This is a genomic window from Burkholderia sp. PR2 (assembly GCF_052372875.1).
Classification (GTDB): Bacteria; Pseudomonadota; Gammaproteobacteria; order Burkholderiales; family Burkholderiaceae; genus Burkholderia; species Burkholderia diffusa.
Genome location: NZ_JBQRWH010000003.1, coordinates 225,455 through 247,894, shown reverse-complemented (window position 1 = coordinate 247,894; position 22,440 = coordinate 225,455). Strand labels below are relative to the sequence as shown.

General features: G+C 60.3%; 17 protein-coding genes, 3 pseudogenes and 1 other annotated feature. Of the genes and pseudogenes, 13 read left to right on the top strand and 7 right to left on the bottom strand.

Features of this window, described 5'->3' with window-relative positions; all coding sequences use genetic code 11:
• Window positions 1-946 precede the first annotated feature (946 nt).
• A complete protein-coding gene (locus tag ACT2FV_RS16810; protein WP_444504505.1) occupies window positions 947-1,549 on the bottom strand; it encodes a J domain-containing protein in 603 nt (200 codons plus the stop codon).
• 508 nt (window positions 1,550-2,057) lie between these two features.
• Between ACT2FV_RS16810 and ACT2FV_RS16805 the strand changes: the two genes are divergently transcribed.
• The 4 genes and pseudogenes from ACT2FV_RS16805 (at window position 2,058) to ACT2FV_RS16790 (ending at window position 4,180) form a co-directional block, all read left to right on the top strand.
• The gene (locus ACT2FV_RS16805; RefSeq protein ID WP_444504442.1) at window positions 2,058-2,192 is read left to right on the top strand and encodes an entericidin A/B family lipoprotein; all 135 of its coding nucleotides are present in this window, start codon (window positions 2,058-2,060) and stop codon (window positions 2,190-2,192) included.
• Window positions 2,193-2,358: 166 nt separating this feature from the next.
• Window positions 2,359-2,595, top strand: a complete 237-nt coding sequence (locus ACT2FV_RS16800) for a hypothetical protein (RefSeq protein ID WP_444504441.1) — start codon at window positions 2,359-2,361, stop codon at window positions 2,593-2,595.
• Between the two features lie 187 nt (window positions 2,596-2,782).
• Window positions 2,783-3,049 (top strand): annotated as a pseudogene (locus ACT2FV_RS16795) (IS30 family transposase); the annotation flags it as partial.
• A gap of 411 nt (window positions 3,050-3,460) precedes the next feature.
• Window positions 3,461-4,180, top strand: coding sequence for a Crp/Fnr family transcriptional regulator (locus tag ACT2FV_RS16790; RefSeq protein ID WP_444504440.1), 720 nt, complete (start codon window positions 3,461-3,463; stop codon window positions 4,178-4,180).
• A 96-nt stretch (window positions 4,181-4,276) separates the two neighbouring features.
• Here ACT2FV_RS16790 and ACT2FV_RS16785 read toward each other — a convergent pair whose 3' ends face one another.
• On the bottom strand, window positions 4,277-4,495 hold the full coding sequence (locus ACT2FV_RS16785; protein ID WP_444504439.1) for a hypothetical protein: 219 nt from the start codon (window positions 4,493-4,495) through the stop codon (window positions 4,277-4,279).
• A 146-nt stretch (window positions 4,496-4,641) separates the two neighbouring features.
• The gene (locus ACT2FV_RS16780; protein ID WP_444504438.1) at window positions 4,642-5,094 is read right to left on the bottom strand and encodes a type II toxin-antitoxin system HicB family antitoxin; all 453 of its coding nucleotides are present in this window, start codon (window positions 5,092-5,094) and stop codon (window positions 4,642-4,644) included.
• Between the two features lie 668 nt (window positions 5,095-5,762).
• On the opposite strand from ACT2FV_RS16780, the gene ACT2FV_RS16775 reads away from it, so the two are divergent.
• The 3 genes and pseudogenes from ACT2FV_RS16775 to ACT2FV_RS16765 form a co-directional block, all read left to right on the top strand.
• On the top strand, window positions 5,763-5,921 hold the full coding sequence (locus tag ACT2FV_RS16775; RefSeq protein WP_111021768.1) for a DUF3309 family protein: 159 nt from the start codon (window positions 5,763-5,765) through the stop codon (window positions 5,919-5,921).
• 151 nt (window positions 5,922-6,072) lie between these two features.
• Entirely contained in the window at window positions 6,073-6,384 is a 312-nt protein-coding gene (locus ACT2FV_RS16770) for a BON domain-containing protein (protein WP_444504437.1), read from the top strand.
• A gap of 341 nt (window positions 6,385-6,725) precedes the next feature.
• A pseudogene (locus tag ACT2FV_RS16765) lies at window positions 6,726-7,553 on the top strand (glycosyltransferase family 4 protein); the annotation flags it as partial.
• A gap of 230 nt (window positions 7,554-7,783) precedes the next feature.
• Here ACT2FV_RS16765 and ACT2FV_RS16760 read toward each other — a convergent pair.
• The 4 genes and pseudogenes from ACT2FV_RS16760 to ACT2FV_RS16745 form a co-directional block, all read right to left on the bottom strand.
• Window positions 7,784-8,050: pseudogene (locus ACT2FV_RS16760) on the bottom strand (transposase domain-containing protein); the annotation flags it as partial.
• A 314-nt stretch (window positions 8,051-8,364) separates the two neighbouring features.
• The gene (gene ydiK, locus ACT2FV_RS16755; protein ID WP_444504436.1) at window positions 8,365-9,510 is read right to left on the bottom strand and encodes an AI-2E family transporter YdiK; all 1,146 of its coding nucleotides are present in this window, start codon (window positions 9,508-9,510) and stop codon (window positions 8,365-8,367) included.
• Window positions 9,511-10,223: 713 nt separating this feature from the next.
• A protein-coding gene (locus ACT2FV_RS16750) for an IS3 family transposase (protein ID WP_444504435.1) occupies window positions 10,224-11,461 on the bottom strand; the annotation gives its coding sequence in 2 pieces (ribosomal slippage) (window positions 10,224-11,170 and window positions 11,170-11,461; 1,239 coding nt in all).
• Window positions 11,064-11,180: a sequence feature (AL1L pseudoknot), on the bottom strand. (Overlaps the previous gene by 117 nt.)
• Window positions 11,462-11,800: 339 nt before the next feature.
• Window positions 11,801-12,694: a LysR family transcriptional regulator gene (locus ACT2FV_RS16745; protein WP_444504434.1), complete on the bottom strand. Its 894-nt coding sequence runs from the start codon at window positions 12,692-12,694 to the stop codon at window positions 11,801-11,803.
• 90 nt (window positions 12,695-12,784) lie between these two features.
• Here ACT2FV_RS16745 and ACT2FV_RS16740 point away from each other — a divergent pair, with 90 nt between their 5' ends.
• From ACT2FV_RS16740 to ACT2FV_RS16715, 6 genes are all read left to right on the top strand, one after another.
• Complete coding sequence (locus ACT2FV_RS16740) at window positions 12,785-13,438, top strand: 4-carboxy-4-hydroxy-2-oxoadipate aldolase/oxaloacetate decarboxylase (RefSeq protein ID WP_444504433.1); 654 nt, start codon at window positions 12,785-12,787, stop codon at window positions 13,436-13,438.
• Between the two features lie 51 nt (window positions 13,439-13,489).
• Window positions 13,490-14,848, top strand: coding sequence for an MFS transporter (locus tag ACT2FV_RS16735; protein ID WP_444504432.1), 1,359 nt, complete (start codon window positions 13,490-13,492; stop codon window positions 14,846-14,848).
• 65 nt (window positions 14,849-14,913) lie between these two features.
• Complete coding sequence (locus ACT2FV_RS16730) at window positions 14,914-15,576, top strand: RraA family protein (RefSeq protein WP_444504431.1); 663 nt, start codon at window positions 14,914-14,916, stop codon at window positions 15,574-15,576.
• Window positions 15,576-16,736 (top strand): alpha-hydroxy acid oxidase, encoded by a 1,161-nt coding sequence (locus ACT2FV_RS16725; RefSeq protein WP_444504430.1) that lies wholly within the window; start codon window positions 15,576-15,578, stop codon window positions 16,734-16,736. The genes ACT2FV_RS16730 and ACT2FV_RS16725 overlap by 1 nt, the downstream gene beginning before the upstream one ends.
• 579 nt (window positions 16,737-17,315) lie before the next feature.
• Window positions 17,316-18,995 (top strand): phage integrase family protein, encoded by a 1,680-nt coding sequence (locus ACT2FV_RS16720; RefSeq protein ID WP_444504429.1) that lies wholly within the window; start codon window positions 17,316-17,318, stop codon window positions 18,993-18,995.
• A 192-nt stretch (window positions 18,996-19,187) separates the two neighbouring features.
• Window positions 19,188-22,337, top strand: a complete 3,150-nt coding sequence (locus ACT2FV_RS16715) for an error-prone DNA polymerase (RefSeq protein WP_444504428.1) — start codon at window positions 19,188-19,190, stop codon at window positions 22,335-22,337.
• Window positions 22,338-22,440 lie beyond the last annotated feature (103 nt).

Here is a 22,440-nt window from a genome sequence, read left to right as displayed (position 1 = left end):
TGCCCGCGACGGTGAAATTACGCGGTCACCGTTGAAGCCAATCCGCGACCGATGCCGTAGACGCGATCACATTCATCGTATGCTTCTTCGAGTGACATAAATATGTGATCCGAAGTCGGAAATGATGCGTCCGTGGATTCGTACCGCATAAGTAGAAAGACTCCGCTCGATCTCGACCTTCGCGGTCGTGCCTTTACTTTCGCTGCGGCCATCAAGGGATTTCTGTGTTGGCACCCAAATCAGCATAGGTGGCTCGTGTCCGTTGAACGTAGCGTTTTCACGTGCGTCGATCAGGGTTGTTCGCTTGCCTCCCCGGATTGTCGGCGGTCTAGGCAATCGTGTCGAACGACCTGAACTGGCAGACTGTCGACCTAGACATTCCGTTGCATCCAACGCAGAACGGGGCCTCCGCGCCTCCGCCCAAAAAAAATCGGTCCACTGCAGATCTACCGACTATCCAGCTTCCCTGTTCCTCGTGAATCGCACGTGTAGCGCAAACGCGCGATGTCGCAGCCTCTGCGGAAAACGTCGGTTCCGGGAAATTTCTTGCAGTATGTCGCCTATCTCGTCGTCAACGGCCAAGCCTTGTTCCAACCAACCGATCGCAAGATCACACCAATATGGAGTTGGCCAGCGTAGTCCAGCCACAGCGACGTCGCGCGCGGAATCGATGTTCGACGAGAATGTAGCCAAGGGATGTTCAAGTGGCTTGACTATTATGGGCGATTTCATCTTGGATGTTGTTCAACTTGGTAGGGGATGTCGAGTGCAAGGTGGACCTGATCGATTGTCATCAATATAGGCGCCCCCGTCGACTGACCGCAACTGGCCGAATACTGCCCAATTAGCCGTCAATTCATGAAGCAGTCGATCAAAAAACCTCCCCCGAAGTTGGCACCGATCGCATTCGAGTTCTGCGTTCGCAGAACTGGTCACACACCAAGGCTCACCGGCGCAGCCCGAACACGCCGTGCCAGAGAGCGCTGAAAAAGTCCGTATGCGCGTGTTCGCCACTCCTTCGCGCGTCGCTCTTTGACGGCTGCGCCGATGCCGCCTGTGTCGCCCTCTCGTCGCATTGCGGCATCTGCTCATCACGCTCCCCGTCCCACGATGCGCCCGGCTGGCGCGACGCATGCAACTCGACCACGCTACCGGCAATGCGCTCGGCGAGTTGAACATCGCAATCACGGCCGAGCAGAACACCGAACACGACGTCGCGGTTGTGCCCTTGCTCGGCGAAGCGCATCGCCCATGCCACGAACCGCGCATATTCCGCTTCGCGCTCCGCGTTCAAGCGCTCCTCTTCTTCGCGAAGCCGTGCGTGACGGAGCATTTCCTCTGCGTAAGCGGTGTCATAGACGCGGCGCAGCTCCGGGTCCGAGAGAATCGCGTATGCCTCCTTGATCTCCTGAAATCGCGCATGCGCGTCCGCTTCGCACCCGACGTTGCGGTCGGGATGCGCTTTCATCGCCGCCTTTCGGTAGCCTCGCTTGATTTCCTCGTTGGTCGCGTTCTCGCACACACCGAGCAATTCATACATTGTCGTCATTGTGCGTCGGGATGAAAGTCGGATCGCGTTGATCGTAGCATGTCGCCGCAGCGCCAATCCGTCGGGTTGAGAATTCACCGGGTTCTGAACACCCTGAGTGCAGCTCAGGAGCGCTTTGGCAGATGACGGAGTCTGAATCATTCTCATCGGAACGGCCGTCTGCCGACTGGAGCGGTCGCTCGACTGTCCGAATGTGCATGCAGGCGAACGGCGCTTCATGGCCGAACCCGGTCGGTGGCCGTCCCGGCGGTCCGCGACAGGCTGAAACCGACTGCGGCCGTTCGTTCAAGCGCCATCTCACGGCAGCGTCCGAGATGAAGCACACATTCGTGGCTCAGTTCAGGCGGGATTGCGAAGCGAGCACGGATTCGACGCGTAGTTGGCGGACTCTCCCCTACAATAAGACTCGTACGGATGTCCGCGCCGGATCGGATAGGTGCGCGACGGCCGCGCATGTTGCGGCTCGCTACCGTATTCCGCCGCCAAACATCTGTGGGAGGAGGACAATATGACGCGACTCATCGCTCTGTTTCTGATCGCTGGTACCGCACTCTTCGCGGGCTGCAACACCGTTGCGGGTGCGGGCGAAGACATTTCGAAGGGCGGTCAGGCGATCCATAACACGGCCGAACAAGCCAAATAGCCGACGCGGGCGCTACGGGTGAATCGTCCAACATGGTCCACTATGTCGTTTGACTCGGGATCGAAATCCGATTCCATCGCTCGTCGCGACGAACTGAACTCACCGGATGACATCGGCAAGCGGAAGCTATGTTCGGGTGGTGACGCTGCGGGAACTGGAGGTTTTCGTGCAACGAACGATCGAATATCGCGGATTCGAGATTCACATCGATTTGCAGTCCACATCAAAGGACATGTTCGACGTCTGGTTTCGAATCAAAGGGCCAATCAAAACTCCCGGCGTAGCAGCGCTGGGTGAACGCATCAAGATGCGAGGTGGGCCGTTTTCTCGTCGTTGGGCGTATTTGGTCGCGGAGATCGCCGGCCAAGCCGCTATCGATGTGATTCTTGGTCCCGCTGAGTAGGCGCAGACTTCGGGGCGCTCTTTGCTGTTTGTGGTCTTAGTACGGAACCGTGTACGGAGGTACGTTGTACGGTGCAAAGCCGACGTTCGAATGTCCGAGTAAGAGCGCGAGCCGACGTCTGCAGTTGGCTGCAGATTCAACGTCGATGCAACACACTTGAGGCTGCATAGCAGCGAGGAGTGTTGCAATGAAACAGAATCGACGGATCTACTATACAGACGGTCAGAAGGCGTTAATGTGGGAGCGCTGGCGCAAGGGCGAATCGCCGCAGCAGATCGCCCAGTTGTTTGATCGGAACCATTCTTCGGTACAAGGGATCCTGGCCGAAACAGGCGGCATACAACCGAGGCAACGGCAGAGTTCGAGATTGGCACTGACCTTTGCTGAACGGGCCTCGCTCGAAGCCGGCCGGGCGAGCAAGTCGGCCAACGCGTCGATCCGACGGCACGGTGGCGGATCTGAACTAAACTCGCCTGATCCGCACGTCGGCGTGCCCGTGCTAGGCGCTTGTCCGCCAACATACCGAACGCACGCGAGTCACTGGTTCGCATCATTGCGCAGTCGACGCCGCACCGGCCTGGCGACCTCGATTTCCCGTCAATAGCGCCGTGAAATATCGGCTCCGTATCGAGCGCGCGTCATTGCGCACACCTTGATGAGACATGTGCCGGCACTATAATTTTCGAAGGGTGATTCGCATTCGAACGGTCATTCCGAACTCATCGGGGAAAAGGGACATATTGCCGCCACCCTCCCGTCCGGTCGGATCGGTAAGATATGATGGTTGACGCTCTCGCCGATTCCCGCTGCGCCCACATCGGCCGGATTCTCCATCGTCAGCCGAGCGCAAGCGTAGGAGCCATGCATGCAGGACAACCCGCCCGTTACCGAAAATCACCTGCTTGCCGCGCTGCCGGAAAACGAGCGCGCAACCCTCGCCCCACACCTGACGCTCGTCGAGATGCAGTTGGGAAAAGTGCTGTACGAGTCGGGCGGCCAGCTTCATCACGTCTATTTTCCGACTACGTCGATCGTTTCCCTACTTTATGTGATGGAGGACGGCTCGTCCGCCGAAATCGCGATCGTCGGGCATGAAGGCATGATCGGCGTATCGCTGTTCATGGGCGGCGAGACGACACCGAGTCGAGCCGTCGTGCAAAGCGCGGGGCATGCCTACCGGCTCGACGCGAGCATCCTGAAAGAGGAATTCCGGCGCGGCAACGCGATGCAGCGCCTGTTGTTGCGCTATACCCAGGCGCTAATCACGCAGATGGCTCAAACCGCGGTATGCAACCGGCATCACTCGATCGATCAGCAACTGTGCCGCTGGCTGCTGCTCAGCCTCGACCGCCTGCCTTCGAACCAGCTGCGCATGACGCAGGAGCTGATCGCCAACATGCTGGGCGTGCGCCGATCGGGCGTGACGGAAGCGGCATTAAAGCTGCAGGACGCGGGCCTCATTCGCTACAACTACGGCCATATCGAGGTGCTGGACCGGCCAGGGCTCGAAAAGCGCGTGTGCGAATGCTATGGCGTGGTCAAACGTGAATTCGATCGCCTGCTTCCCGATCTGAAGCGACTCTAGCCGCCACTGCATCGCAGCGTGGCGCGAACGACTCCGCATGCTCCGTTCCGTCACCGTGCGACTGCTGGTGCGCCGAAATCCCAACCCGACATCGTCTCATCCGGCGACCCAGTGCGGTGTCCGGTTGTAGTAGTGATGAAGTGACAATCCCCACTGCGATTGCGTCATAACCGGCCCATGCTCGTCGTCGAAGCCCGGGCTGCCCTTGACATGCTGCACAAGTCGCTCCTCGCCGACGATCTCCTCACGAATCGGCCCGGCATTGCTCAATGGCGACGTCCGGTGTCGCGAAACACGAACGATGTGAATCTTCAAGACACCTACTTCCAAATAATCCGCACCATCCGCCCAGGCTTCACGCTCTCGACACGCGGGTGTCGCCAGGCGTGCCGAACCCGGCGCCATCCAGATCCGCGAGTCCCGGATCACGGCTGACTCCTCCGTCCACCGTGCTCGAGCCGTCAAACCACTTCCGACAGCGATTTCGTGACGGGTTCGCCACGCACCGCGCCGTGCTGCGCGGATCGGTCGGCGGCGTTCTCGCACACCATCGACACGAACGCATCGCGAGTGGTGTGCAGCGCGTTCGCCGTCCGATCGATGTCGTGCACGATGCGCTTCGGCAAGCATAGCTCGATCCGCACGGAACTCGACGTCATTTGGGTCAGGTCGATGTCGAAGAACCGCCAGATCCCGTCGCCGGTATCGACATCCGACGCTTGCAATACTGACATGTCCGTGGTCGGTGGCGGAATGAGACGCACGGACCGGTCATAGCGGGCCATGACCCGTTGCGCAGCGGCCGCCTGCAACTCGCCATACGATTCACCCTCCACATCGACTTCGGGAAAATCCGGAAGCGCGCCGCGATACCGGGGATTCTCGTGCCGCGTGATATAGATCGGATATTTCATGAACCACTCCCGACAGAGGAATGTGACGAACGCCATCGTGCATCGCGGCGGCTCGACGAGTCGGTACGCTGAAGAACAGTCTTCCGGACACGTTTCGCGATGCCCTGCCGCCGTTCACTCACCGGATCGTCCGATGCCCCGCTACCCGGGGTATTCGAATATTTCGTGCAAATTCTGGCGCTGTGGTTCGGAAATGTATGATTTTTTGACGCGACTGCATGGTCCGGACGTTGGCCACCGTCCGGACAACGTCATGGATCGCCGGGACGCGCGAACCTGTCACCATGTGTCATGTCATTGCCGACTGGATTCGCCATGCCACCCGGTCACGTCCGCATGACGTCAGGTTCACCGCCACCGCACAAAAGCGCAACCATATCGTGTAACGCACAATGCGGCAGATGGCACATACATCGAGTGCGGTGTGACGCGTACGGATCGCAATTCAGCCAATCGTTGGACCGCCATCTCGCCGCATCCTTGACTACTAAGCACAGACCCGAGCCCGAAATACACAGTTGCGTTAGATCAAACGGGGCCACCCTTGGCCACACTAAAAATTATTACACGGGTTCAGCAACATGTCTCTGCTGCATCTGTGATGAGGAATCTCGAGACCATGCCTTCCGCACGGCATTCCCGAGTCGGGCCAGTCGAGGAGATACAACATGACGCTAGGAACAATTCTACTGATCGTTCTGGTGCTGCTGCTCATTGGAGTGGTTCCAACGTGGCCGCACAGCAGAGGATGGGGCTACGGACCGAGCGGCATCCTCGGTTTCATTCTCGTTGTAGTCGTCATCCTGCTACTGCTCGGCAGGTTGTGAGCGCACCGAAGTTGAAAAGTCACGGCGGAACGTGCCTGTCCGGTCCGTGATCATGGACCTTGGGTTGGCCAGACCGACGGACTGCAAAGCTTTCCGGCGTCTCCGCATCCAGAGTTGCCGCAACAACCCACGTTTACATACGGAGCAGGAAATGACAAAACTCAACCGCATTTCTGCATTCTTCATGATGCTACTTCTGACGTTCTTCCTCGGCTGCGCAGGTTCTCGCATACATGAAGGAACCGGGGAATACGTCGACGACTCTGTCATCACCACCAAGGTGAAGGCGGCCGTGCTGAATGAGCCCTCGCTAAAATCCGCCGAAATCAATGTGGAGACGTTCAAGGGCGTCGTGCAACTGAGCGGCTTTGTCCGGTCACAGACCGATATCGATAAGGCCGTCGAGGTGGCGCGACGCGTTGGGGGAGTCAAATCCGTTAAGAACGAGATGCGGCTCAAATGATGAATGATCAATCACGCCGCGTACCGCGTGTTCGGTACGACGGCTTCCTGCGAGCGAGACGGTTGGCCCGATAATCTGTCATGCCGAGGAAGCCGTCATGGCTTTGATGAGAACGCATGCCGACATGACGAACATTGCAACGGCATGCTTATTATCACGACCGCGCGTGACGGGCCTAGCTGAAGCTGTCGTTCGTCGGACAGATACCGCGTGCCAGATCTGTATGTGTCGAATTGGCCGCCATGTGAAAGCGGCGAAGCACCTGTTATGCATCGCCGACGGCTTGCCCCCGCTGTTGGCGCCAGATGTTGCTGACTGCCGCGAGAAGGAGTGCTACGTCGATGCGCATCGCACAGATTGCTCCACTGTATGAATCCGCTCCGCCGAAACTCTATGGCGGGACGGAACGAGTCGTATCGTACCTTACAGAAGCGCTGGTCGATCTCGGCCACGACGTCACACTGTTCGCCAGGGGTGACTCGAAGACGACCGCGCATCTCATTCCGTCATGTGTATTAGCCGGGACTTGATCTGACCGGTGTTTGGTCAGTTCCCGCATGCGCCGCTGGTGTCCATTTCGAATGCCCAGCGCTTGCCGTTACCGCTCGCAAATTGGCTTGGCACGATCCATCATGGGCTGCCTGACGATCTGCTGACACCGCAACCAGAAGCTCAGCCGGACTATCTAGCATTTCTCGGTCGCATCCATCTGTCCAGAAAAGCGCCGCGATCTGCCTATCGAGATCGCGGCGCTCGCAGGTCTACCGCTACAAATTGCCGCTAAGGTGGACAAAGCCGACCATGCGTACTTCACGACCGTAATCGAGCCTTTGCTGTCACATCCGCCTGTCAAGTTCGTCGGGGAGATCGGCGAATCACAGAAGTCCGCATTTCTGTCAGGTGCCAGGGCGTTGTTGTTTCCGATCGATTAGCCGGAGCCGTTCGGCCTAGTGTTGAAAGAGGCATTGGCATGCGGTACCCCGGTTATCGCATTCAACCGCGGCTCGGTCCCTGAGGTAATCGAACACGGGGTAACGGGCTATATCGTCGATGATGTCTATGGCGCCGTCGAAGCCCTGAAACGCCTCGATGCGCTCTCGCGCCCGGTGATCCGCGAGCATTTCAAAAGTCGTTTCAGCGCGCAATTAATGACGCGGAAGTATGTTGATGCCAATATGAGGCTCGTCCACATGCCTCGCCACTTCGAACCGAAATGTGCATCCGCAGCTGGAAAATTTGTTGACGTAGATCATCGATGCCCGGTGGTCGATCGCCAAGCTCGAATCATCGCGGCTGTCGACGAGCGCCGGGGCATGCCGTATGTGCATGTGTTGATGTTGAAGTTCGTAGATTCTGCTAATGGTGTCCGTTCGAGCGCTAATCGTGTCCCGTTATTCCGCTAATGCGGGGCAGAGAAGGTGTAAGCACTCGACCAGGACCGTAGCGTAGATCGTTGACGGTGAGAGATTCGCGATGTTATCGGATGGGCTGCGATGCGCTCGAGGACATAGGCAAGGTCCGCCTCGGGATCGAGGCCGTTCATGCGCGCCGTGCCAATCAGGCTATATATCGCGGCGGCACATTCGCCGCCGGAGTCGGCGCCAACGAACAAGTAATTCCGTCTGCCCAGGGCGACGCCGCGCAACGCTCGCTCGGCGATCAGGTTACCCGTTATTGTAAGTGGGTGACTGTGTCCGGCGCTTCAGGGGGCTGCTCAAACTCACACGCCCTGCCGTTGCAGTGCCGGTAGCCCCTGTCACGCGATTTGCGAAACCCGAGTTTGAACACGCGTCGGGCTATAGTGATAAGGTTCCCTATCTTGCTGTCGCGTCGATCCCGATGCCGGGAACTGCACTCGACAGCGAATGGCGGTTCCGGGGCGACGCGAACGACTCTGAACGACCCTTACAGTCGCTCAAGAGTCGGCGCCTTCAATGGCGGCCGAACCAGGCCGGCTGCCATCAGGAACAGCGGCGGGAGTTACTCATGGGTCGCAGGATCGTTCGCGGCGATAGGCGGGTCGGGCGTGGCCTCCTGAGTGTCGAGCCAGGCCTGCATAAGGGCGTAGGTGACGGCGAGCATCACCGGCCCGATAAACAGCCCGACCATGCCGAACGCAATCAGGCCACCCAGCACGCCGGCGAGTATGAGGATCATCGGCATCGCAATGGCGCGCCGGATCAGAATCGGACGTAAGCTGTTGTCCAGTGCAGTCACGCCGAGGGACCAGCCGAACAGCAGGATCGCCGCGAGCTTTGCATCGTGCACGAACAGCCAGGCAACACAAGCCAATAGCGGTAACAGTGGGCCGAGCTGAGCAAGACAGAAGATGAACAAGATCGCTGTCAGGACGCCGGCATACGGGACGTTCGCGCCCCACAGGCCGAGGCCGCCCAAGGCGGATTGGGCTAGCGCCGTGACCATGACGCCCAGTGCGACCGCGCGAATCGCGTGTTCGACCAGCCGCACCATGGCCGCACCGTTTGCAGGTGCCACGCACTGTGCAACGCGGGTCACGGTGAGCCCGACCGCTTCCCCCTTCGCGAAAAGAATGCCGCATATGATGACTGTGAGCAGCAGATGAAGCACGAGCACGCCAATCGCGCTAGCGCGTATGAGAAGCCAGCTCGCCAGGCGGCTCACATACGGCTGCAGCGTCGCCAGGACGCCGCCCGGTCCTGCGTCCGACAGCGTTTGCCACTCGCGCGTGGCATGCGTGCCGGCGAGCGGCAGGTTGGCGAGCCATCCCGGCGGCGGCGGCAGCGTGTAGTTCGGCAAGCCGTTCAGGAGCGTCATGATCTCGTCTGCATGAGCTGCCAGCGTCGACACCGCGCCATAGATGGGAAGCACGATCACGACCATCAATGCCAGCAACATCACGATCACTGCCGGCCCACGGCGACATCGCAGACGGCGCTGCACTTCGTGCAGGAGTGGCCAGGTCGCGACGACAATCGTGGCGGCCCAGACGAGCGCGAGCAGAAACGGGCGCAGGATATACAGGCTACCGCAAATCAGCAGCGACAGCGTCACAATGCCCAGTATGACGCGAACGAGATCGACGGTCGGACGTACGTGCACGATCTGCCGGGCTCTGACAACTGTTGCATGAGGTTGGCGGTTCAATTCGCGGCCTCCAAACTCTACCCCGGCTTGTCCCGGCTGACCTTGCGCAACCTGCAAATTTCGGTCCGAATGATCGCGTGCTTCGGCTTTGCCTGATCACTTCCCGGTGCCACCGATGTAAATCAGCAATCGCCGAAAGTACCGGCCCGTTTGGGAGACGGCCATCGTGCAAAATTTGCTATTCCGCCGACCATGATCACCGATTACCGCTTTTCAAAGCGATCACGGAGTCCGAAATGAGTGATCATCGCTTCCGGAATACGCACGCAATCCGCAAACGCTGCGCTCAGGTGTTAATTGTGGGCGGCCGCGGCCGCGGCGGATTGACGCAAATCAAGGTTGCAAACCACATGCGGAATACAGTCACTTTTGCTATCTCATCGGACGACGGAAAAGAATCGGTCAAATCTGTCCCCACTTTTCGGGGCACTTCCAATATCCCTTGTGCTGCTTCCTGCAATCCCGGCCTCCGTCACGTGCTACGATCGCTATTGGGCGAGCGGGGGTGAGCAATGGACCTGGGCGGATTCAAGCCATATCGCGGCTACTTCTATCGAGTCTCTGCAAATTTCAGCCAGGATGGCCAGTGGCGCAGCACGATTGATGTTCTTCGGCGTCATTGGAACGGCACCACCGAAACCGTGATTTCGGAGATGAACGTGCCTGGCACATTCATCTCTGAACCGCGCCGGGAATCGTGGAGGCCGGTTGGTTTAAGTTAATGCAGGCAAGTCAGCGGCATTTCTGAGTTGCCTGTAGTAGTTTGCCTCAGCCTCAGCGGGCGGGATATAGCCGAGCGGTTCCATCAACCGATGATGGTTGTACCAGGCCACCCATTGCAGCGTTGCCAGTTCGACGGATTCCCTCGTTTTCCAAGGGGCGCGCCGATGAATCAGTTCCGTTTTGTACAGACCGTTGATCGTTTCAGCCAGCGCGTTATCGTAGCTGTCGCCACGGCTGCCGACGGACGGCTCGATACCCGCCTCGGCCAAACGTTCGCTGTACCGAATTCCGACATATTGCGCCCCTCTATCGGAGTGATGTATCAATGTCCCGTCGTCACCCGGTTGGCGAGCGTACAGCGCCTGTTCAAGTGCATCCAGAACAAAGTCCGTGGTCATCGACGAACTGACGCGCCAGCCAACGATGCGACGGGCGAACACGTCGATGACGAACGCCACGTAAAGCCAGCCCCGCCATGTCGAGACGTAGGTGAAATCCGACACCCAAAGCTGATTCGGTCGCTCAGCCTTGAACTGCCGGTTGACCCGATCCAGCGGGCACGGCGCGCTCGAATCGGGAGTCGTCGTGCGAACTCGCTTGCCGCGAACTGCGCCTCGCAAGCCCTGCAGCTTCATCAACCGCCCGACCGTGCAGCGTGCGACCAAGATGCCCTCCCGGTTCATCTGCTTCCAGACCTTCGGCACGCCATAGACCTGCATGTTGGCCTGCCAGATACGCTTGATCTCCGGCTGCAGAAGCTCATCGCGTTTGGCGCGGGCGCAGCGTTTGGACGGATCGCGAAGCTGCGCAGCATGGCGTCGGTAGCCCGACGGGGCAATCCGCAAGACCTTGCAGATCGGCCCGACCCCGAAGGTGTCGCGATGCTGATCAATGAGGGCCTTCAGGACTTGAAACGGCGGTCGAGCTCCGCCTGGGCGAAAAACGCGCTCGCCAGCTTGAGAATCTCGTTGGTCCGGCGCAGTTCCTTGACCTCGCGTTCCAGGGCCTTGATGCGTTCACGCTCGGCCGTGCTCACGCCATCGCGCTCCCCGCGGTCGACCTCGTCGCGTTTGACCCAATCCAGCAGCGTCTGCGGCGTACAGCCGATCATCGGCGCAATCGATTCGACTGCTGCCCACATCGACGGGTGTTCGCTACGCTGTTCGCGTACCAGACGCACTGCGCGCCCCCGCACTTCCGGGGAAAATTTGCTTGCCTTCTTGTTCATGACTCGATTCTCTCAAGAATACGAGCCTCCACAAAATCCGGTGCGGTTCAACGGTGGCGCTCATCAATATCGATTCCAGATGGATGGCCGGCTCCCACCAACTACCGGCAAGGTGCACAACGCGCCAATTGTCTGCTTTGGGTTGCGGATTCAACCTGTCGATGCAACGAATTGATGAAATCGCTCAGCCGGCGTATCGAAGTTTAGTGCCTTGCGCGGTTCAAGATTGTAGCCGCCCCCGGTGGGACAGTTCTGCGTGGACATCAACACATCGTTCGCATCCTGACACGAACGATCATCGCACATGCTCGAGTTTTGTCTCCAACTCCTTGCCGCCTCTTACACCGACTGCGAGTAGACCAGTGTTTCCAGGAACGAAGCGACCAGCTTGTTCTCTTCATCCTTTCTCGTGATTGCCACAACTGCAGCACTCTCTTGAATGTCGCGCACGGGGACGAACGCCACATCTCCTCGATTGTTCACGGCAATTGAGCGACCAACAAGCGTGCCGCCAAGACCAGCGCCGACAAGCGCCAATGCAGTATGGATCTCAATTGCCTCGTGAGCCACGACTGGGCTGGCCCCAGCCTCTCTGAGCACGGAGACCATCTGCTGGCCAAATGGGCTTTTGGGATCCTTGGGATAAAGAATGAAGGGAAGGCTCGCAAATTCAACAGCTGATACTGAACTCTGTTGGGCGAGTGGGTGGCCGATCGGTAGAGCAGCCAGGAACGATTCTTCGAGCACAAGTTTGTAATTCAGATCCGTTGACTGCTCAAACCGGCCAATGAACCGCGAGATTCCCAAGTCGATACGCCCCTGGTGTAGCTGCTCCGGCTGGTACTCCGATAGGACCTCAACGAGATCAAGATGAACGTCAGGAAAGGACTCCCGAAATCTCCTGATGGCAGACGGTAAAATTGAAAACAGCGCCGACCGCACAAAACCGACACCTAACCATCCCCTATTTCCCGTTGCAATGCCGCGGGCCTCCTCATCCAGACGTCGCGCCTGGGACAACAGTTCCTTCGCCCTCGGATAAAAGTACTTCCCGAGTGATGTCAGTTCCATCGGTCTTCTCGATCGATCGAACAGCGCCCCCCCGAGATGCTCCTCCAATTGAGTCAACTGCATGCTGACCGCAGTGGGCGCCACAAAAAGTCTCTGGGCGGCCAGTGCGGCACTTCCCGCCTCCACCACTTCGCAGAAGTACCTAAGCTGCCTCAAGTTCATTTTTTCTGACCTAATAGTAAGAAATCGATGGTTGTCATCAATTTTACTTTATCCAATACTGTTTCCAAGCTCAATATATGGAGACGCAGCGTGGATCAAGTTCAAGTCCTATCAGAGTCTATCGTTCGCGCATTGGGTGATTGCGGCAGTGCGACGGTCTACGAAGCGCAAGGCGCGAGAGGCGCACTGGATAGCGGAATCAAGCCGATCCACGAGAGCATGCGGATCGCCGGACCCGCGCTTACGGTAGATGTCCGTCCCGCCGACAACCTCATGCTGCACTACGCGTTGCTGAAGGCGAAACCTGGGGATGTTTTGGTTGTGGATGCGAAAGGGTTCGTTGAAGCGGGCCCTTGGGGAGACGTACTGACCGAGCAAGCGATGAAGATCGGCGTCGCCGGACTGATCATCAACGGCGCAGTCCGGGATGCAAGCACGATCACCGACATGGGATTTCCCGTTTTTTGCCGAGGCTTGAGTATCAAAGGAACAGGCAAGAATCAGCCCGGCAAATTGAATGTGCCAATCTGTATCGGTGATGTCCAAATTAATCCTGGCGACATCATTGTCGGAGATCGCGACGGCGTTGTCGTCGTGCCTCGGCAGCTGGCCGATAGGACCCTCGCAGATAGCCTGGCACGCGAAGAGAAAGAAGCTGATTTCAGAGCGCGGATCAAGAACGGTGCCACGACAGTCGAGCTGTTAGGACTCGGCGATATGCTGGATCAACTGAATTTGGTCTAATTAATAGCAACTCATCTTAGAAAAATAAAAAGATGTATGTGGAGCGAGACAATGGAACCGCAATCCGTAAAACTGGAGGGCGCGGCAATCTCCGCGCAAACGAAATCGACGAAATACCGTTGGATCGTCGCGACTTTGTTCTTTGTGATCTATACGATCGCGGCAGCCGACCGGGCGAACCTGGGCGTCGCTTTGCCTTTCCTTAGAAAAGAGTTCGCGATGAGCAACGCCGAGGCGGGGGGATTGGTTAGCCTATTCCTGTTGGCCTACGGTGCCGCACAATTGCCGTCTGCATGGCTCCTCTCGAAATTTGGTGTGAGGAAAACGTTCTCCATCTCGATGATTCTCACGTCAATTGCGACGGGGCTGACTGGTCTAGTCGGAGCACTTCTTCCGCTGAAGCTTTGCCGCATCGCTCTCGGCCTTGCAGAAGGGCCCCTGCCAATTGGCATCGCGACGACCATCAACAACTGGTTTCCGTCGAAAGAAAAGGGTACCGCTGCTGGCATCTTTCTTTCTGCCGTCAAATTCGGGCCTGTAATCACGCCGATTCTGGGAGCCGCAATCGTAACGGCGTGGGGGTGGCGGGAAATTTTCATCTTCTTCGCCATACCCGGGGTTGTTCTCTCCTTCTTTTGGCATTTTTTGGTTACCGATAAGCCAGATGCGAGTCGATTCGTTAATAAAGGAGAGGTTGCTTATATTACCGAAGCACCTGATGGAAAATCCGGCGTAAGGATGAAAACGCAGTCGAAACCGATTCCGTGGCTCGACAGGATCATCCGGGTGCGCGACGAGAAGACATTGGACACCACCGCGAGCGTGCTGAAATCGTGGAATGTCTGGGGATGTGCGCTGGGTTACTGCTTTCAGCTAGGAATATCGAGTGTCTTGCTGGCATGGATTCCTACCTACCTGCTGACGGTCAAGAAGTTCTCGATCATGAACATGGGCTTTGTCGCAGCAGCACCGTGGGTTGGCGCCGTGGTCGGCAACATCCTGGGTGGCTTGCTTTCGGATCGCCTGGTCGGGAAGCGACGCAAGCCGGGGATGATGATCTCCGCACTCGCCACCGCCGGCATGATGTATGCCCTCATCCGGTCGCCAGCCGACCCAGTCCTCTACAGTGCGCTGATCTTTACGACAGGCATGCTGCTTAGTATCGGCTATTCCGCTTATATGGCTTATCCCATGCCTTTCGTTTCCAAGGAAAAATTCCCGGTTGCGAATGCCATTGTCAATATGGGCGGGCAACTAGGCGGCGCAGCCACACCCTTCATTACGGGTTTGCTGCTGGACAGCCATGGGTGGGATTGGGTGTTCGCATTCATGGCATCGATCTCCGCCCTGACGTTCCTCATCCTGCTAACAATATCCGAGCCGCTCAAGATCGAGCGGGTCGACGCATAGCGGAGCCGGCCGGGCCAAGCTCGATTGCGGCACGTCCAGGAACGCAGCACTCACAAGACAGCCAAATGAAGCAAGAAGACAAGGAACTCGTATCACTGTTCGATGGGCTCGATACGGCAGCGGTATCGGATGCGATGGACAAGCTGGGGCTTTCGGGGCAGTGCCTGGGAATTGCCCCGCTGGATAATTATTCGAAGGCGATCGTCGGTCCAGCATTCACGGTGAAATATGCGCCCGCCAGCACGCCTCCCGGCACGGTGGGCGACTTCATCGACGACGTGGCGCAAGGAGACGTCGTGGTCATCGACAACGATGGCCGTACGGATTGCACTGTCTGGGGCGACATCATGACGCAGTACGCGGGTATACGGGAGATTGCCGGCACGGTCATCGATGGCGTATGTCGTGATGTATCCCGCGCCTTGGCCGACGGCTATCCGCTGTTTACGCGTGGGCGCTTCATGCGCACGGGCAAAGACCGCGTACAGGTTGAAGCCACCAATGGACCAGTGTCTGTTGGCACGGCTCGGGTTGAGACGCGCGATATCGTTGTCGCCGACGCCAATGGTGTCGTCGTGGTGCCCCGTAGTCACGCTCACGATGTAGCCGCCGCCGCACGGCGGATCGAAGCAATTGAGGCGGAGATCCGCGAGCATATTGCGAATGGCAAGACGCTCAGCGAGGTGCGCGCGATGCTCGGCTATCACGACCTGCAAAGGAGGGGCTAATGGCAACACGGCCGCGCCTCGCCCGCATTCTGAGCCTGCGGGATTTCGAGGACGCTGCGCGACGGCACCTTCCGCGTCCGGTGTACGAGTACATTGCAGGGGGCTCGGAAGAGAACCTCGCGCGAGAGGCGAACCGTAGCGCGTTCGACCGCTACGCATTTGTGCCGCGCGTTTTCGTTGACGTGTCGTCGACAAAGCCCGATACGGAGCTCTTCGGGCAACAGTTTGCCGCCCCATTTGGGATCGCGCCCTTGGGATTGAGCGCGCTTTCGGCGTATCGTGGCGACGTGGTCCTGGCACGTGGTGCTATGTCCGCTAATATCCCGATGATTATGAGCGGATCGTCGCTAATACCGCTCGAAACCGTTGCCGAAGTCAATAGAGACACATGGTTTCAGGCCTATCTGCCTGGGGGTGAACATCAGCGTGACGCGTTGATCAAACGCGTCGCGAAGGCAGGTTTCCACACACTGGTCATCACTGCGGATACCCCGGTTGCGGCTAACCGCGAGAATAATATCCGGGCTGGTTTCTCCACACCCCTGCGGCCCAGCGTGCGCTTGGCCTGGGAAGGGATCACGCATCCTCGCTGGCTGTGCGGCACCTTTCTCAAGACCTGCATACGGCACGGACTACCGCATTTCGAGAACAACTATGCGCACCGCGGCGCTCCCATTCTCTCGAAGCACATATTGCGGGACTTCTCCGATCGCGGGCGCACGGACTGGATGGCGCTGGACCGCATTCGCAGTCAATGGCGCGGTCGCTTGATAGTAAAGGGAATCCTGAACCCGACAGATACAACACAAGCGCGTGGGCTTGGCGTCGACGGCATCATCGTGTCCAATCATGGCGGTCGGCAACTCGATGCGGCAGTACCACCGCTGCTTGTCTTGCCTCGGATTGTCGAAGCTGCAGGCGACATGCCTGTCATGTTGGATGGCGGAATTCGCCGGGGTACCGATGTGCTCAAGGCGCTTGCGCTCGGAGCAAAGTTTGTCTTTATCGGGCGACCATTCGGCTATTCGGCAGCGTTCGCTGGCGAAGCGGGCGTATGCCACGCGGCACGATTGCTGCACGACGAGATCACGCGAAACATGGCGTTACTCGGCCTCACCAGAATCGCGGACTTGAAGCCCGAGGCTCTTGTCTCCGTGTGAGAGCGCGACGACTATTCCGCATCGATATAGACCTCACCTATGAAAGAGCTTCCTTGACCTGCCTGGAGTTCCCAGGATTCCCTGGACACACCGTTTCAATGTGACTTTGCAACGGCCTTCGCGAATCGCCTCTTCAGAGGTCGCGGAGGAAACGCGCAGATGAGGCGACAGTCCATAGGCACTACCGTCCAGCGTCGCCACCTTTGCTTCTTCGATGTGGTACTTGACAGATTCGAGGACCATGCCACTCGGCGTGGTCTTTCCAATAAGGCCTGCGATGGGGGGTAACGCTGTCGCGGGATTTTTTTCAGCACTCTGATGGATGCAAGCGAATTGCTCGCGCGTGCGCCGCGTTGAAGTAACCGGCGCTCGAGCAGCTTGCCACAATTCCGTGGCATCGATACCTGACTGCCTGGGAACGGCTGCAAGACTACATCGTAGCGGGCAAGCGCTCGCCTATCGCCGCCGCAGCGGGCAAGTGACCGCATCGACGGAATGGTAGCCGTTTGTATTTGAACGAGTCTGGACAGATAACCAATATTATCTGTCCTGATCCGTTTTTGATCTAAACTGGCGAGTATGAAAACGCGCCGGACCGAACCCGTTGCCTTCCCCGATGATGCCGAACTGGCCGCGCTGCGTGCCTGGTACGCAGGGCTCGACGCCCGGGTGGCCGTCGCCCGCTATCTGGGTGACCGCAAGGCGCCAGGAGCCTCCGCGCGCGGTGTGCTCGGGAGCATCCGACGAGCGCTGATCGCGTATGCGAGGAGCCGCCATCGCGATGACATGGCAGACGCATTCTGCGAGCGGTCCGCTGCATCGGCCGACACCCTCGCGCGCGCGATTGAGACTTTGCGCAGCCTGCCAGCGCCGGTGCCACAGATTGCCGACAACATCGACCAGTGGTTGCCGCCGCGCGTGGTGGTCGCCCTGCAGGCGCACGGCATCCGGACGCTGGCCGACCTGACCGTGCGAATTCCGCGTCGGCGCCGCTGGTGGACCGCAATCGACGGACTCGGCGTCGCCGGCGCGCGCCGAATTGAGGCGTTCTTCTCCACACACCCCGCACTGACCGAACGGGCAAGGGCTTTGATCGTCGCGGCGCCGGCTGGGGACGTCGTGCCGTGGGAGCAACTGCGCGTGCCGCACGAAGTCGACGGCTCGCACGGACAGTTCCGCGCCCCGCGGGCCGCCTGCCTGCTGAACGCGTCCAACGATTACGAGGCGATCCAGTCCTGGCTGTCGCTGCACGAGTCGGCCGCCACGCAGCGCGCGTACCGAAAGGAAGCGGAGCGCCTGATCCTCTGGGCGATTGTCGAGCACGGCCGCGCACTGTCGTCACTCACCACCGACGATGCGATCGCCTATCGCGGTTTCCTGCGGCGGCCGACGCCGCGCGAGCGCTGGGTTGGCCCATCGCGGCCGCGGCACAGCATCGAATGGCGGCCGTTCACCGGCGCGCTGTCCGCCCGATCCGCAGCCTACGCGCTGAACGTCCTGTCGGCACTGTTCCGCTGGCTGATCGAGCAGCGCTACGTGCTCGCAAATCCGTTCGCCGGTGTGAAGGTCAAGAGCCAGGCGCCGCGCGCCGGCTTGGATGTGTCGCGCGGCTTCTCCGAGGGCGAGTGGCTGCTGATCCGCACACTGGCTGACGGCCTCGAATGGTCCTATGGCTGGAGCGTACCGGCCGCCCAGCGGCTGCGGTTCCTGCTGGACTTCGGCTATGCGACTGGCCTGCGTGCGAGCGAACTGGTCTGCGCCACGCTTGCCGATATCCGCCGGGACGAACACGGCGATCATTGGCTGCACGTGCTCGGCAAGGGTGGCAAGCGCGGGAAGGTGACGTTGCCGGCGCTGGCGCGAACGGCGCTCGACCAGTATCTTGTACAGCGCGGCCTACCGGTCACGCCCGTGCGGTGGAACCCGGCGACGCCGCTCGTCGCGAGTCTCGACGAGGACGGCGCGGGCATCGAAAGCACGCGGCTGTGGCGCGTGCTGAGGAGGTTCTTCGTGTTGGCGGCCGATGCGATTCAAGACGAGCGGCCCGCGACGGCGGACAAGCTGCGCCGAGCGAGCCCGCACTGGATGAGGCACACGCATGCATCGCATGCGCTGGCGCGAGGCGCCGAACTGGTCATGGTGCGCGACAACCTGCGCCACGCATCGATCTCGACGACGTCAACCTATCTTTACAGCGACGAAGTGCAGCGAGCTCGTCAGTTCGATCGGGCGTTTGCCGCACGGGACTTCAAGCGGTAGACCGTTTATACGGACTTCCACATAAGCCCATCAGTTTTCATAACTTCGGCGCTTATGATAGGAATTTACGCTTACCTTGTTCGTCCCCCTAGATCGCTCTAGCCGTAAAACGGCACAGAAAGCAAAGTCACCCCAGCCAGCGACGAAAGCGAAGCGCGCTTCTTCCTGCACGGCCTGTTCGGCTGATCTGTCATGGACGCCGGCAGTTTCGGCGCCTTGCCCGCCTACGCGGAACTTCAAGTCGCCTCCGATTTTTCGTTCCTGCACGGTGCGTCACGCGCCGAGGAATACGTCGCGCGCGCGGCGCAGCTCGGCTACAGCGCGATCGCGATCACCGACGAATGCTCGCTCGCGGGCGTCGTGCGCGCGCACGTCGAAGCGAAGGCCGCGAACATGCCGCTGATCATCGGCTCGCACTTTCGGCTGACGGCCGCGGACGGCGCGCCCGCGCTCGCCTTCACTGCACTCGCGATGAATCGGGACGGTTACGGCAACCTCTGCGAATTCATCTCGCTCGGTCGCATGCGCGGCAAGAAAGGCACGTACCGGCTGGCGCCGCTCGATATCGAGCACCCGGAAGCGCCGTACACCCACCTCCGCGGCCTGCCCGACTGCATCGCGATCCTGTCGCCCGACTTCCCGGCCAATGAGCAGCGGCTCGACGCCCAGGTCGAATGGATCGCGCGCGTGTTCGGCGAGCGCGCATGGGTCGCGCTGACGTTGCACGCCCGCGCGATGGACGACATCCACCGCGGCGTGGTCGAACGCGTCGCTGCGCGCCACGCCGTGCCGGTGGTGGCCACCAGCTGGCCGCTCATGCACGTTCGATCGCGCAAGCCGCTGCAGGACGTGTTGACCGGGATCCGGGTCGGCCGGCCGGTGTCCGAGTGCGGGTACGAGCTCGCTCCGAACGCGGAGCGGCATCTCCGATCGCGGCTGCGGCTCGCCAACCTCTATCCGGCCGGCGCGCTCGAGGAAACCGTGCGCGTCGCGCGGCGCTGCACGTTCTCGCTCGACGACCTCAAGTACGAGTATCCGGACGAACTGGTGCCGGCTGGTACCGACCCGGCGACCTATCTGCGCGAACAGACCTATATCGGCGCGCGCCAGCGTTTTCCTGCTGGCATCCCGGTCGACGTGCAGGCGCAGATCGAACACGAATTGCAGCTGATCGCGGATCTGAACTACGAGGCGTATTTCCTCACGGTGTACGACATCGTCCAGTTCGCACGCGAGCAAGGCATCCTGTGCCAGGGCCGCGGCTCCGCCGCGAACTCGTCGGTCTGCTACTGCCTCGGGGTGACCGAGGTCGACCCGTCGCGGCAGTCGATGCTGTTCGAACGGTTCATCAGCAAGGAACGCAATGAGCCGCCGGACATCGACGTCGATTTCGAGCATCAGCGTCGCGAAGAGGTCATGCAGTACATCTACCGCAAGTACGGCCGCGATCGCGCAGCGCTGACGGCCGCCGTCACGACGTACCGGCCGCGCAGCGCGTTGCGGGAAGCCGGCAAGGCGCTCGGCGTGGATCCGGCGATCGTCGATCGCGTCGCGAAGCAGCATCACTGGTTCGATTCGCGCGCGGATCTGTTGCAGCGGTTTGCCGAGGCCGGCCTCGATCCCGAAGCGCCACTCAACCAGCAGTGGGCCGCGTTTGCCGCGCGGCTGCTCGGCTACCCACGGCACCTGTCACAGCACTCGGGCGGCTTCGTGATCAGCCGCGGCAAGCTCACGCGCCTCGTACCGGTCGAGAACGCAGCGATGGAGGATCGCTCGATCATCCAATGGGACAAGGACGACATCGAGGCGCTCGGCATCCTGAAGATCGACGTCCTGGCGCTCGGCATGTTGTCGATGGTGCGGCGCGCGCTCGACATGATCTCGGAGAAGCGCGGCGAGACGTTCGAACTGCAGGACATTCCGGCCGAAGACAAGGCGACCTACGACATGCTTTGCGACGGCGATAGCATGGGCGTGTTCCAGGTGGAATCGCGCGCGCAAATGTCGATGCTGCCGCGCCTGCGGCCGCAGTGCTTCTACGACCTGGTGATCGAGGTCGCGATCGTGCGGCCGGGCCCGGTGCAAGGCGGGATGGTGCATCCGTTTCTCCGCCGGCGCCAAGGGCTCGAGCCCGTCACGTTTCCGTCGGAAGGGATGGAGAAAGCACTGGCGCGCACGCTCGGCGTGCCGATCTTCCAGGAGCAGGTGATGCAGGTCGCGATGCAGGCGGCCGGCTTCTCCGCCGGCGAGGCCGACCAGCTGCGCCGCGCAATGGCGGCATGGAAGCGCAAGGGTGGACTGGAGCCGTACCACGAGCGTCTGGTGAGCGGCATGCTTGAGCGCGGCTACGATCGCGAGTTCGCCGAGTCGATCTTCGCGCAGATCAAGGGCTTCGGCGAGTACGGCTTCCCGGAGAGCCACGCGGCCAGCTTCGCGCTGCTCGTCTACTCCAGCGCGTGGCTGCGTCGACACGAACCGGCCGTGTTTCTGACCGCCCTGCTCAACAGCCAGCCGATGGGGTTTTACACGCCGTCGCAGCTGCTGCAGGACGCGCGGCGTCGCGGCGTTGAAGTGCTGCCCGTCGACGTAAACGTGAGCACATGGGATTCAGCAATCGAAGGGCCGACGACGTCGGCGCCCGTGCGTCTCGGCTTCTCGCTGTTGCGCGGCATGCGCGAGGATGTCGCGGGCCGCATCGAACTCGCTCGCGCAGCGCGGCCTTTCGTCGACGTCGCGGACCTCGCGCGCCGTGCGCAGCTCGATCGGCACGACCTGCAGGTGCTCGCGCGCGCGAACGCACTTCGCTCCCTCGCCGGCGGCAACCGACGCGCGGCGCTTTGGCTCGCGGCCGCCGCGGTCCCGGATCGAGATCTGCTGCGCGGCACCGAGCGCGACGATGCCGTCCCGGCGCTGCCTCAAGCGTCCGAAGGCAAAGAGATCGTGACTGACTATCGCGCGATGGGCTTCACGCTCGGCCGGCATCCGCTCGCGCTGCTGCGCGATCGCCTCGCGCTCGATCGCCTGCAGTCGGCCGAGCAGCTGGCGACGTTGCGCAGCGGCCAGCTCGCGCGCGCGTGCGGACTGGTCACGGTACGGCAGCGGCCGGGCACGGCGAACGGCGTGCTCTTCATGACGCTCGAAGACGAGACGGGCCAGGTCAACGTGATCCTCTGGCCCGGACTGCTGGAGAAGTTTCGAAAGGAGGCGCTCGGCGCCGCGTTGCTCGCGGTATACGGCGTGTGGCAGGCCGAAGGAAAGGTACGGCACCTGATCGCGAGCAAGCTCGTCGACAGGACCGAGTTGCTCGGTGCGCTACCAACGACGGCGCGGGAGTTTTGCTAGGGCGACACCATCGAAGCCGAGCAAACCGAAGAATTACGCGAGTGTTTCGCCGATCCTACCCGCAAGCCATGCGGTGAACGCAGTTTTCGCAAGAACGTTCTCA